The 14195-nt window shown below is 68.5% G+C and carries 5 protein-coding genes; 2 read left to right on the plus strand and 3 right to left on the minus strand.

Features of this window, described 5'->3' with window-relative positions; all coding sequences use genetic code 11:
• Positions 1-172: 172 nt before the first annotated feature.
• On the minus strand, positions 173-541 hold the full coding sequence (locus tag ACG83_RS17550) for a hypothetical protein (protein WP_152991413.1): 369 nt from the start codon (positions 539-541) through the stop codon (positions 173-175).
• A gap of 10 nt (positions 542-551) precedes the next feature.
• Positions 552-2378: an RHS repeat-associated core domain-containing protein gene (locus tag ACG83_RS46075; RefSeq protein WP_369812896.1), complete on the minus strand. Its 1827-nt coding sequence runs from the start codon at positions 2376-2378 to the stop codon at positions 552-554.
• Positions 2379-2572: 194 nt separating this feature from the next.
• On the opposite strand from ACG83_RS46075, the gene ACG83_RS46080 reads away from it, so the two are divergent.
• On the plus strand, positions 2573-2719 hold the full coding sequence (locus ACG83_RS46080) for a hypothetical protein (protein WP_200931330.1): 147 nt from the start codon (positions 2573-2575) through the stop codon (positions 2717-2719).
• A 168-nt stretch (positions 2720-2887) separates the two neighbouring features.
• Here the strand turns inward: ACG83_RS46080 and ACG83_RS17565 are convergent, their stop codons facing one another.
• Entirely contained in the window at positions 2888-4462 is a 1575-nt protein-coding gene (locus ACG83_RS17565) for a lytic transglycosylase domain-containing protein (RefSeq protein ID WP_054567209.1), read from the minus strand.
• Between the two features lie 1802 nt (positions 4463-6264).
• Here ACG83_RS17565 and ACG83_RS17570 point away from each other — a divergent pair.
• Positions 6265-14195: DNRLRE domain-containing protein (locus tag ACG83_RS17570; RefSeq protein WP_054567210.1), on the plus strand; the 7931-nt coding region annotated here is incomplete at its 3' end.

Raw genomic sequence — 14195 nt, forward strand, 5'->3', positions numbered from 1 at the left:
GGCGGGTTGGCTACTCCTGCCCGCCATGTACATTGTGGCTGCTCATACTGAACCGCCCCGGGTTCGATAGAGACCGCACCTTTCGATGACCCGGGTAGGCACGCGAGAGGCCCCGCAGGATTCTCCTGCGGGGCCTCTCGGGATTTTATCTCACCCCTCGAATCGGAGCCAATTACCCCGAAATTGCAATAATGTCTCCCCTCGACGCATTCATCGGAACCGCCCCGTCGAAACTGTAGGAATCGTCACAGAAGATAATCTTTTCCTCGTCGGGAACTAGTCTGCGATACCAGACCACAAAATCAGCCACGACTTCGATGGGGCCCTCCAGGTAAATCCCCTTGCCGTTCGCGTGAGCATATCCCTCCAGCTCGCCCAGTTCGGAGCGGTAGACCCATTCCACATCACGCACCTCGGACCCGATGGTTCCCGGGGAAGCCAGCTTCACCTGAGCCTGTGGCCAGTCACTGGCAAGGGCTCTCGCCAGAGCATCTCGCTCCAAATGCCAGGCATCGCTCTCAAAGACGGCAAGGTACGTCACGGACATACTCCTATCTCACGACCACAGACCCAGGTATATTATATTTTCGCATCAATCCCTGGAAGTAGGGTACCGCACCCGGCGCATTGGTGATCACTCGCAGCCCCGTCAAGGGGTTAGAGGAATCATTGATTACGGCGGAGTATCTCCTGAATTCATCGTCAGTCTTGGTTGCAATCTGACTGCGAATAAAATCGGGGATACCTGACCCCGGGATGAACGGACTGCGACCAGGATTTCCGATAAATTTTGCATCGAGAAGTTCACCCGTATTTTGATCCAAACCGTCGGCCCAGACCCTCTCGCCGCCACCGACGGCGCGGTATTCAGTGGCCCCAGCGTGCGCGATCTGGTAATCCGGTGCATCTCCTCTGCCGACCGCGCCTCGCGCATCAAGTGAAAATTTATATGATGTATAGCATTTTTCGTCGGGGTTGCAGCTGGTGGTGTGGGTATCTGCGAGGGCATCGGCGAGGCTGTCTGTGCCGTGTTGGCAGATGCGGGTGTTGCCGAGGTCGTAGCGGTCGGTGTGGGGGTTGCCGGTCTGGGTGCAGGTCTGGTCGGGGAGTGCCTGGCGGCAGGTGTCGACGAGGCCGCTGGCGGCGGGGGTGGTGGCGCAGGTGTTGTCGGTGACGCCGTCGGCGGCGGTGTCGGGGAGCGGGGTGCTGTCGGGGTCGGTTTTGGTTCCGGTTCCGGTGGTGGGGGGTGGGGTGTCGCCGATGCAGCGGAGGGGTGGGGCGCATTGGGGGATGGTGTAGGGGGTTTTGGTGCCTGCGCCGAGGTCGGCGTGGAGGCCGGGGCCGCCGCTGTTGGGGTTGGGTCGTGCGGGCCGGTCGACGGGGATGTTGGTGGGGTTGGTGGCGGAGAGGAGGGGGACGTTGAGCCATTCGAGGTTGACGGTTTGCGCGGTCTTTTCCAGAACCGTGACACCGCCGCCGCCGCCGCCTCCGCCGCCGCCGCCACTGGCGGGGAGGCCACCAGCGCCACCGCCACCACCGCCGCCGTTTCCGCCTCCGGCGCCGCCGCCACCGTTTCCGCCTCCGGCGCCTTCACGGACGGCCGGGTCGGTGGCGGGTTCGTAGGGGAGGTCGGAGACGGGGGTCGCCATGAGGACGACGAAGCCGAGGGTGAGTACGGCGACTGTTCCACCGGCGGCGACGCGTCCGACCGTGCTGGCGGTTCGGCCCACGACACCGGCTGTTTCCTCGACGATGTGGATGCCGGTTCGTCCGACTTTTTCAGTGCCCTCGGCAAGGAAGTCGCCTGCTTTTCCGACCGTGCCCTCGAGCGCGGATTGGAGGCTCTGCAACCCGCTCGGCAAGCCGAGGTAGCCCGAAAGGTCGTTGTAGGCCAGCGGGTTGGCGCCGGCGTAGGTGTAGCGGTTGATGGACGCGGAGCCGCCGAAGGGGACGTCCATCGGGTCGCGGGAGGTGAAGCCGCCGGTGGCGGGGGTGTACCAGCGGGCCTGGGCGGAGACCTTGCCGGTGGTCGGGTCGGTCCACGAGCCTTGGTAGCCGGTGCGGATGGTGGCCAGGCCGGTGGTCAGGGGGGTGCCGAACGGGTCGTAGGAGCGGTTGTCGGCGAGTGACGCGCCGGTGGTGGGGAAGGCGGCGGCGAGGTCGCCGTGGGTGTTGGTGAGGGTGGCGTAGTTCCCGCTGGCGACGCCGACGGAGGTGAGGTCGCCGTCGGGGTCGCGGGAGTAGGCGGAGGTGCCGTCGGTGACGGGTTCGTGTTCCAGGCCGCCGTAGATCAGCCGGGTGCCGTTGCGGACGGCGAGGCGGCCGAGTCCGTCGTAGCCGTAGCTGGTGGTGGTGCCCGCGGCGGTGTCGGAGATCAGTTTGTCGAACGCGTCGAACGTCGTGGTCGTGGTGGTGCTGCCCTCGACGCGGGTGGCCAGGGTGCCCCGCGCGGTGTAGGCGTAGGTCGCGTTCAGGAAAACTTGGCCCAGGTCAACGGCACCGAGACCGGCGGTTCACGCGGCCTGAACTACGACCCGGCTATCGCCGACACCATCGGGGATCAGGAGCGATCATGCCCGTTCTGCAGGACCGGGAGACGCTCGAAGCCGAGTTGTACGCGGCCCGTGCGACGCCGGCAGAGATCGAGGCCGGGGCCCGCCGGCTGCTGGCCGAGGCGCGGGGCACCAGCTCGCCGAGGCTCGCAGGCAGACCGGGCTGATCCAGAAGGACATCGCCGCCCGCATGGGCATCAGGGTGGCCCGCGTGCCCGACCTGATCGCCGATTTCGGCGATCAGACCTTGCGCCTGCCGGTCACCGACCCGCACGCCGACGCTGTGGCCTGAAGGGACAGCTTGTTAGCCGGTTTTCCGCGGGTATGGCGCGGGCTCACGGCGTCGGCGGGGCGGACGGCGAGGGCGTTGGTTCGGCGGATGTGATGCCCGGCGCCTCGGTGGCAGGCGCCTCGGCTTCGGGCGGCGTGGTCGCCGGTGTCGCCGGCTCACTCGGCGTTGGCGAGACTGTTGGAGATGGTTCCGGCAGGTGGGAAGCGAACGCGCCAGGCCGGACGTTTCGGATGCTTACGCGGAAGTCTGCCGGGCAGTCCCGGTCATCGGATCTGATCTTCAGGGTGAGGATGAGCATGTCCTGGGGCAGGCTTGCCGTTGCGAGGCTTGCGCCCGGAATCCGGGCGAGCACCATGGGTGCGAGCGCGTCGTCGGTCGCCTGAAGCGTTGTCGCGACAGACGCGACAGGCACGCCTCCCGCGGTGGTCGCGGTGGCCTCGACCGTGACGGTGGTGTTCAGCCAGGGCAGGCGCGCGGTGGTGAGGTCGAGCGCCTCGGCGCCGGCGGTGTCCGGGTCGAGATCCGTGAAGGCGACGGCGAGGTCGGCCGCCCGCATGGGATCACAGTCCTCTGGCGCAAGATCAATCGTCGGTGGAGACGACGTCGCGGCGGGGACGGCTGGGCCCGGGGTGGGTGTGGGGGAGGGAGGGCTGCTCGCCGCAGGCGCTCGACTTGGAGTCATGGTGACGATGGGGATGTCGCCGAGGGTGGGCTCGGTGGAGGCGGTCGGGCTGGCGGCGTTCCCGCCGGATGCCGTCGCGGCGGTGTGGTTGGCCGGTGCCCTCCCCGTGGTTCCGGTTCCGCTGGTCCCGATGCCGCTGGCCGTGGGGGTGGCGCCGCCCTGGCGGTAGCCGTTGAGCCAGGTGAGGACGGTGCGGACGTAGGCGTCGGAGGGGTTGTAGGACAGGATCGCGGCGCGTAGGTCGGCGGCGTCGTCGAGGTCGCGGTCGCGGGCGCAGAGGTAGTGGCCGGCGGCGAGGTCGGCGTCGTGGATGTTGTGTGGGTTCTTGATGCCGTCGCCGTTGCCGTCGCGGCCGGAGCCGGCCCAGGTGGTGGGGATGAACTGCATGGGGCCGACGGCGCGGTCGTAGACGGTGTCGTGGTCGAGGGCGCCGTTGTCGCTGTCGCGGATGAGGGCGTTGCCGCCGGTGCCGTTGAGGCGGGGGCCGAGGATGAGTGGGCTGGTGACGGTGCCGTCGGTGGTGATGCTGCGGCCGGTGGCGTGGTTGGACTCGACCTTGCCGATGGCGGCGAGTAGTTCCCAGGGCAGGTTGCAGCTGGGTTTGTCGTCGGCGAGTTGCTGGGCGGCCTTCTGGTAGGCGGCGAGGAGCTGGGTGGGGATCTTCTTGGCGCTGTCGGTGAGGGTGATGCTGGTGGTGGGGCTGTCGCTGTCGGAGGTGGCGTCCTGGGCGAGTTCGTCGGTGGTGAGGTCCGCGGGGTTGGTTTCGGGTGGGGTGTTGGGGACGAGGTCGGGCAGTTTCCAGTCGCCGGCGCGGGCGGGTGGGTTCTTGGTGGTGTCGAGCTGGTCGCCGGTGTCGCCGCTGGTTTCGGGGGTGGCGGCGGTGCAGAAGAAGAGCAGGCTGGCGGCGACCGCGGTGGGCAGCACCGTCGTGCGCACCAGACCGGAACGCCAGATGGCTCGCGCCGGCTCGCTGGGTGCGGCTCTGGCTCGTTTCGGCTCCGGTGAAGCGACCGGTGCGGGCCGCGCGGGCGTTCGGGGACGCCGGTGCCGGCCCGAGGTTCCTTTGAACATGCCGCGGGATCTGCTGCCGCGATGCGCACCCGCGCGCCGTCGAAATCGTCTGGGCGTCGGCGGGGATTCCGGCAAGGAGATCGCTGGGAGAACCGTGGTCGGCGGGATCGATCCAGGCCTGCTGACCTTGGTGAAGACTCCGCTCCCTACGGAGGGCGCCGCGATATCACCTGGCGAATCCGGTGACTTTCGGTAATTGCGGCCTGCAATGATCTCGGATGTTGGTTCGTGTGCGGAAGGGCCTTCAGGTGGTGATTGACGGGCTCGGCGATGACGTTTCACCGGGACGCGGCTCCTGGGCTCGGCACATTCGATGCGTGGAACACCGCGCATCGAAAGCAGGGGGAGCGTGGGGAATTTCCGGCTCGCGGCCCCACTACCTGGTCCGGCGTTCAGTGACGGGTGCTGACCGCCGGACCAGGCGGGTGCCACGCGGCCGTGACGGCAACCGCGCGGCGGCCTGAGGGCCGAGCCGGTACGGCCTCTGATGCGAGGCGGATCCGATCCTCGTCAGTTCATCGCTCTCCGTAGTCCCCAGGTGCGGTGGCGATCCTGGCACCGGAACGCCCGGGATGGGCACGCTGCGCCCTGTATGTGTGCTGTGCGTGCGCTGTGCGAGACAAATGGTGACCTGAAGTCGGTGGTCTTTGCTCCCGAAACGGGAGATTTAGCGAGATTCTGTAATCTGCCTCACACCTGTACGGGAAGGCCTGTTCTGCTGGCAGCCCATGTGCTCCGGGGTTGCCGCCACCTTGATCGTTCTACTGTGGACTGGTCCGGCCATCTCGTCGGGGGCGCGCTCGATGTCCGGAGGTCATCGAGCCGATGCTCGAGAGGCCAGCTCCAAACCCCTGGCCAGGCGACCCGACGGCGCGAGGGGAAGAGCAAGCGCGCTCGCGAAATAGCGAGCCCGCTGTTGAGTGTCAACTCCCAGTCCAGCGAACCGGTTATTGTGTGATTCCTTGTCAGCTCTGTGACAAGTGTGCGATGCTGCCTGACGCAATCGGTCCGCTACCTGAAGCCGGCGAGTTCGGCTGACTGGCGCGGAGTCATGCGCTGGAACGCGCTGGCGCTTCATGTAATCACCGGCTGGCTCACGATGCGGTGGCCGCGCCTGGATTTCCGTCACCCGTACCCCGTCATCCACCGTACTTTGTGCTGCCCGGAGTCATCTGCCGCGTTCTCGGCTCCGGACAGGTCGCCGGCGCCTCTCGCCGGATCTTCTTTCCCGACCCGTCATATCGAGTTCGCCTGCTGGAATCCTCGGGTTTCCCGTGGCAGGCCTGTCCTCACGCGTGCCGCCCTACCGGAGTTCCCCTCTCCGGTAGGGCGGCCACGGCGCTGCCGCTGTGCCCACACGGCCGCGCCGTGCCCGCGGCCGGCCGGGGCGACCACGAGCCCGCCCGTCCCGGCCACCCGTAGCCGTCGCGGATCCGCCGCCGCGACGGCTACGGGCCCGTACCCGTGCCCGCGTTGTCACCCGGCACGGCCCGTCACCGTGCCCAATCGCAGATGTCTCCCACCCGCGGACATCCTCTCGGATCTCGGAGCCCTCCATGCCAGGCCGGCACCTGCCCGCACCTGCCCCCGACCCGAACTCCCGGCCCGACCCACACCCGAGCGCGAGCCGCCGCCGACGCCGTCGAACGCGCCCAGGGCGGCTCCGGATGGTGGCGCTCCTGCTGATCCCCGTGATCATGGTCGTCGCGATGGTCGTCGTCGAACGCACCGGTGACCACGGACGCCGCCCCATCTCGCAGGAGAACCCGTTCCGGGACATGGATCTCCCGGAGAGCAGCTCGGGCTCCGCCGACGGCCGCGACCACGAGGTACCCACGGAGGCGACCCAGGCGGTCGAAGCTCCCGATCCAACGGCAGTCGATCGGGCGGTGCCGGATCTGGCCGGCGCGGTGCCGACCACCCCGGGGCTCGGCGATGTGCGCCTCACGGATCCGAAGGCCTCCCTCAAGCCGTCGCCGCCGCCGGCCTCGGTCAGTGGCTCCGCGACCTCATCCGCGGCCGCGCGGCCTGGAGGCGAGGTAAGGGCGGAGTTCGGCGAGTCCCGAACGGTGCGGCCCGACCGCGCCCCGAACCGTGACGGCAAGCCGCAGGCGGGCCGGAGCGAGCTGGTGGAACGGCGCGCTGAGAGCACGCGCGAGTTCCGCAACCCGGACGGAACACTCACGACCGAGTCATCGATGGGCCCGCAGCGTTTCAAGGACGCCTCCGGCGCGTGGGTCGACATCGACACCGCATTGGAGCAGACCGACGAGGGCCGACTCCGCTCGACCTCGACCGAGCATCTCGTCGAGGTCGCGCAGGACGCGGAAGATCCGCGGCTGGGCCGCATCGAGCTGGGCGAGGGCACGTCGTTCTCGTTCGGACTGGCGAACGCCGCGTCGTCGCGGGCACAGGTGGACGGTCCCAAGGCGACCTTCGCCGACATCCGGGACTCAGCTGACCTGGAACTCGGTGCCGTCGCGGGCGGAATGAAGGAGGTCATCGTCCTGCGGTCGGCCGATGCGCCGACGGTCTGGGAGTTCCCGCTGGAGATGGAGGGCCTCACGGCCCGCGTCGACGGCCGCCAGGTCGTGCTGGAAGACGCCGCCGGCAAGGCCCGCGGCGCAATTCCTCCCGGCTGGATGGAGGATTCGCGGACGAAGGACGGTATGGCGGCTACCTCGGACGGCGTCGCCTACAGCCTGATCGAAGGCGACGACGGCGGCCAGATCCTGCGGGTCGAGCTTGATTCCGCGTGGCTGGGTGATCCTGAGCGGGTCTTTCCCGTCCGGGTCGATCCCGCGGTCATCGGCGACTCGGTGTACGTCGGCGGTGACGACACCTACATCTCCTCTCTGCAGTCGACCACGAACTATTCGACTCTTCCGGCGTTCTACGCCGGCAAGTACCTGACGGACGTGCAGCGCGGTTATCTCAACTTCCCGGGTCGCTCCGAGCTCACGAACGCCCACATCACCAATGCCCACCTGAAGATCTACAACTATGACTCGGCGGGGGGATGCACGCCGTATCCGGTGTACCTGCGGCAGGTGCTGATTCCCTGGGACGGCTACACGATGACCTGGCCCGGGGCGACCATGGGCTCGGTCGTGGCCGAGGGGACTTTTGCGCGTGACCAGGGCAACTCCGCCTGTCTTCCGGAATGGGAGTTCATCGGCAACGGTGACGACCGCCTGCGTGATCTGGTCCACCTGTGGACACACAACGCATACGCCAACTTCGGTCTGGCGGTCACGGCGTCGGAGACGAACGACAGCGCGCGCAAGGCGTTCTACACGGCCAACTGCTGGTGCAATCCGGCCGACCCGCCGTCGGACCTCCGGCCGAAGCTGGAGATCAACTGGTCCTCGAACGGCGCCCAGTACTCGTACCCGAACGGCGCCGCTCAGTGGGTGACGAAGCCGACGGCGACGACTCCCGGCACGGTCATGGTCAGGGTCAAGAACAGCGGTCAGTCGACCTGGGCGGCGAACAGCGCCTTCAAGCTGTCGTACCACGTCTACCAGAACGGCGTCCTTTACGACCAGGATGGCGCCGAGACCAACCTGCCCAACGCGGTCAGCCCCGGGGGCACGATAGACCTGCTGGCCACGATCGACCCGCTCCCGGCCGGGACATACGAGATCCGCTGGGACATGAAGCAGTCGGGCGTCGCCTGGTTCTCGGCCTGGGGCGTCGACTACATGGCCACGCCGGTCACTCTCGACGCCGCGCAGCCCTCCGTCACCGGCGTCGCGCCGCCGAACGGCACCGAGGTCTCGAGCCTGCGCCCGACCCTCTCCGCCAGTGGCACCGACCCCGACAACGCGCCCAATCCCCTCACCTTCCAGTTCCAGCTCTGCACCGGGACGGACGCGGCCTCCGGCACCTGCTCGGATTCGGGATGGCAGTCCGGAACGACCTGGCAGCCGCCTTCCGGGGCGCTCACCTGGGGCACGATCTACTACTGGCGCGTTCGGGTGAGCGATGGCCTCTACCAGAGCGCCTGGATGGGCCCCATGGCCATTCGCCCGGTGGCGTCCCAGTCGGCAAGTGACGCGAGTCTGGGTCGGGACCCCTACGTCCCGCCGGTGTCACAGGTTCATCCGCTCGCGCAGAACTACAGCTCGACGGTCACCGACGCCTCGGTCTCCGGTGTCGGGCCAGCCCTGTCTGTTTCCCGCACCTATAACAGCCTCAGTGGCTTCGACGGCATTTTCGGCCCTGGCTGGACCTCCGAGTTCGACAGATCGGCGAACCCGGAGGCCGCCGGTGACGGCGACATCCTGGTACGTAGGGCGGACGGTCGGGTCGAGCGTTTCGGCCGCAACACCGACGGAACGTTCGCCCCGCCACAAGGGGTCTACTCGCTGCTGCAGGCGCCGTCACCCAAGGTCGCCTCCTTCACGGGGGCGAACTCGACGATCTCGCTCGGCCTCGCGGACACGGGTGAGAGCTGGCAGGTGTTGGACGGGACCTGGGGGATCTCGGGGAACGACGCCTATCTGGTGTCTGGTTCGATCTGGCAGCGAAACGCGGCGGTGATGCCGGCTGCGGCCGACGGGACGATCCGGTTCACTGCGCCGGTCGCGCAGGACGGCATCGGTGTCTCCTTCCGGGTCCAGGACATCGACAACATGTGGATGCTGTACCTGCAGCCGTCGACGAACTCTCTCGTTCTCGCGAAACGGGTCAACGGGGGGGAGACGCAGGTCGCCACGGTGGCGAACGCCTGCTGTTCGTCCGCTGACACCTACGCGGTGACGATGTCCGGCGGAATTTTCACGATCCTGCGTAACAACCAGGTGGTCGGCTCGGCGACCGACACCGAGTTCAGCACCGCCACCCGGTCCGGCATCTACTGGGCCAGCGCGGGCTCCGGGCGGATCGGCTCGATCACCATGATCGATGATCAGCATCGTGACTCCGTCACCCGAGCGAACTCGACCTCCTCGCTCGGTGCCACGGACAACGGCGAGAAGTGGCTGAACGCCGGCAGCGCGATCTGGGGTGTCAACGGCAATGCCGCCTATCTCGCGACCGCGTCCGGAAACCGCAATGTCGCCACGGTCTCAGGTGCTTCCGACGGCGCGTTCTCATTCACCATGCCGGTTTCGCAGGCCGGCCTGGGACTCGCGTTCCGGTACGCCGACGCGGCCAACTACTGGCGGCTCGTCGCGCAGCCCTCTGCCGGCACCTGGCAGCTGGTGAAGCGGGACGACAACGTCGAGACGACGGTGGCGACCTCGGCCGCCGGTACCTGCTGCACCGCGGCGGACGTGCTGCGGGTGGAGACGAGTGGTGCCCAGATCCGGGTGATGCGCAACGGGACACAGATCCTGCTGGTGAACGACCCGGCGGTCTACTACGGCAGCCGCGCCGGTCCGTTCGCCGAGACGACCGGCTCCGGCCGGCTCGACAACCTGATCCTCTCGTCCGCGACCATCCTCACCGAGAAGGGCGGCAGCTCGTACGCCTTCCGGTCGGACGGCCGGCTGACCAGGGTCACCGACTCCGCCGCCCGGCAGCTGACGCTCGCCTACGACGGCAACGCGCGGCTCACCTCGGCGACCAGCGTGACCAGCGGACGGGCGCTGACCTTCGGCTGGTCGGGCACCCATGTCAGCTCCGTGTCGACACCTTCAGTGACCGCGCACGGCGGTGCACTGACCTGGTCGTACGCCTATACGTCCGGGAAGCTGACCGGTGTCACGGCGCCGCACACGACGACCCCGACGGCCTACACCTACGGGTCGAGCGGTGGCGCGAACGGCAAGATCACCCAGATCACGCTGCCGCGCGGCAACATCGACACGAAGGTCGGCTACAACACCGATGGCACCGTCGCCTGGCGTGAGGACGGCCTGGCCAACCGCACGTCGTTCGCGGTGCAGGCCACCGGGGCGACGACGACGATCCGCATCACCGACCCGCGTGGGCACGCCACCGACTGGGAGTACAAGAACGGTCAGCTGATCTCCCGGCGCGACGGCGCCGACGAGCGAACGTTCAGCTACAACGACCGCGGCTTCCTCACCCAGGTCCGCGACGAGAACGAAAACCTGCTCATGCTGCAGGTCGACACCCGCGGCAACGTGCTGGGCCGCACCACCGCCCGCGCGATGGTCGGCACCAGCCCTGTCCTCTACACGGAGTACTACACCTACTTCGTCGGCGCGCCAGGTGATCCGCGTAACGACCTGATCACCGAGTACCGGGACGCCCGGTCGTCATCGCCCACCCACGATGCCTACAAGACGACCTACACCTACAACGCCGCCGGCGATCTGATCCAGACCCGGACGCCCGCCACCACGGACTTCCCGACCGGACGGACCACCAGCTCGGCGTTCACCAACGGCACCGAGAGCGCGATCGGCGGCGGGACCGTCCCCCGCGGGCTGCTGGCCAGTCAGACCGACGCCCGCGGCAAGATCACGACCTTCGGCTACGACTCCAAGGGTGACCTGCGCCGCGACCAGGACCCGGCCGGGCTGGTGCACGAGTACACCTTCGACGAGATCGGCCGGCGGCTGACATCGAAGGAGATCTCCGACACCTACACAGCGGGCCTGACGACCACGACGACCTACACGAAGCTCTCCCGGATCGCGACCGTCACCACTCCCGGGGTGACGAACCCGATCAACACGGTGACCCGCACGGCCGTCACCACGAACAGCTACGACCTCAACGGGAACCTCACCCAGGTCGTCGTCTCCGACTCGACCGGCGGTGACACCGCCCGCACCACCACCTACATGTACGACAACGCCGACCGGCAGACATCTCAGACCGTCGCCGCCGGTACCTCGGCGTCGTCGACGACGTCGCTCACCTACGACGCCAACGGCAACATCGCGACGGAGACCGACGGCAACGGCACCGTCACCAGCCACACCTACACGGCGAAGAACCTGCTCGCGACGACGACGGTCGAGGACTTCGTCGACGACCCGGTCGCCGGCTCGACGCCCCGCGACCTGCTCACCGAATCCCGGGCCTACGACCCGGCCGGCCGGCTCGCGTCGGTGACCGACGCCGAGGGCCGCACCACCGACCACACCTACTGGCTGGACGACCTGCCCCGTCAGGAGATCCGCCGCGGCGTTCGCACCCCCGACATGGCCAGCGGCACCCTGACGACGACGAGTACCCGCGACGTCGTCCTCGTCGACCGGACCTACGACGCGGCCGGCAACCCGACATCCACCACCACCGGCGGTGGGCTGCGCACCGCGCAGACCGCCTACGACGCCGCGGGGCGCGTCACCTCGAACACGGTGGCCCCCGGAACCGTCGGGCGGACCGCCACCTACACCTACGACGCGAACGACAACGTGACCTCGACGGTGCTCAGCGCCGCCGGCACCACCGCGACCGAGCGCGTCGACGCCGCCTACGACGACGCGTCCCGGCCCACCTCACAGACCGTCTTCGGCGACGGCACCGCCACCTACATCACCACCTACCAGCGTGACCAGCGCGGCTTCGTCACCGGGGTGACCGACCCCCGCGGGTACGTCGCCGGCGGGCCGCCGAACGCGGCCTTCACCACGACGATCGGGACCAACCAGATCGGCGTCACCTCGAAGACCACGTCACCGCTGGTCTCGACCGAGGAGTGGGGCGCCGCCCCCACGGACCAGACGCAGAGCGTCGACGGGATCCTCAACGTCCACGGCGAGGTCATCCGTGACCGTGACGCCCGCGGCAACGTCACCGCGATCACCTACAACGCTGCCGGTCAACCCACCCAACGGACCCGCCAGCCGTACACCCCGCCCGGCGCGACAACGGCGATCACGCCGACGGAGTCGTGGACGTACGACGACAACGGCAACGTCCTGACCTACACCGACGCGCGCGGTGAGACGACCAGCACCGTCTACGACAAGCTCAACCGCCCCGTCGCCATCACCGACCCACAGGTCGGCACGGCCACGGCCGGGGTCAGCCGCATCCTCTACGACGACATCGGCAACGTCGTGTCCACCGTCGACCAGCTCGGCGCCTGGACGTTCTACGCCTACGACGACCTCGACCAGGTGTGGGCGACGACGCAGACCGAACGCACACCCGCGGCGACGTTCACGACCTACAGCCTCCACAACGACGCCGGCGATGTCGTCACCGTCCGCACACCTGCGAACGCAACCGGCGGGCAGACCCGGACAGCGGTCTACAACCAGGCCGGCGACCTCACCGAAAGCCGCGACGAAGGCAACAACCTCACCTCCTACAGCTACGACCTCGCCGGCAGGGTCGTCGAGGTCACCGATCCCCTCGGCCGCTCGACCCGCACCTCCTACGACCGCGCCGGCCGCGCGGTGCAGATCGCGCAGCTCTCCCCGAGCGACGTGCAGCTGCGCGCGGTGTCGACCGGGTACGACGCCGCCGGGAACCCGGTCAGCGAAACCGACGCCCTGGGCTGGACGACAACCGCGACCTACGACGCGCTGAACCAGCTCCGCACCTACGTCGAGCCGGTGGACGGGACCACGTCGATCACGACGTCGTTCGGCTACGCGAAGGCCGGGCTGATGTCCCGGCGCACCGATGGCCGAGGGAACCGGGTCGTCTACACCTACAACCCGCTGAACCTGCGCGAGTCCGAGATCGAGGCGTCGACCACCGCGTATCCCAACGGCACGGACCGGACCTGGCAGACCTCCTACGACGCCGCCGGCCTTCCCGTCAGCGAGACAGCACCGGGCGGGGTCGTCCGGACCCGGACGTTCGACGAGCTCGGTCGGCTCGCCGCGGAGAGCGGGTCCGGGGGCGGTGCCACCGCCGCTGCCCGCACGGTGACCTACGACCTGGCCGGGCAGATCACCGCCATCTCCCACCCGCAGGGCTCGCAGGCCTTCACCTACAACGACCGCGGCCTGGTCACCGGCGGCTCCGGTAACGGCGGCACGACGACCTTCACCTACGACGCCAACGGACGGATGACCTCCCGCAGCGACCCCGGCTCCTACTCCTCGTTCGTCTACAACAGTCGCGACGACCTGACCCAGGTCAACGGCACCACCACGGGTGGTTCCCGCACCCTGGCCTACGACCAGGCCCGCCAGCTCACCTCCGTCACCTACAGCGCCGGCGCGACCCGGACCTTCGGCTACGACGACCTCGGCCGCACCACCTCCGACACCCTCACCGGCACCGGCGGCACCCTGCGGACCCAGACCTACACCTACGACGCCAACGACAACCCGACCGCGACGACCATCGGCCCGGTCGGGGTCGCCGCCGCCGGCACCCAGACCTACGCCTACGACCGCGCCGACCGGCTCACCTCCTGGACCAACCCGGCGTCGGTCACCACGACCTACGGCTGGGACGCGGCCGGGAACCGCACCTCGGTCAACGGGACGGCGGCGACCTACGACCAGCGCAACCGGCTGCTCACCGACGGCACCGCGACCTACGCCTACACCGCGCGGGGCACCCTGGCCACCCGCGTCGAGAGCAGCACCACCACGACCACGACGTTCGACGCGTTCGACAAACTGATCTCCGACACCGCCGCGGGCACCACCACCAGCTACGGCTACGACGGACTCGGCCGCCTCGCCGTCCGCAACGGCACCCGGCT

Source organism: Frankia sp. R43 (assembly GCF_001306465.1).
Classification (GTDB): Bacteria; Actinomycetota; Actinomycetes; order Frankiales; family Frankiaceae; genus Parafrankia; species Parafrankia irregularis.

Excerpts from the sequence above, each read along its gene's own strand:
- ACG83_RS46080 (WP_200931330.1), top strand. The coding sequence starts at position 2,573 with ATGCCCGTTCTGCAGGACCGGGAGACGCTCGAAGCCGAGTTGTACGCG.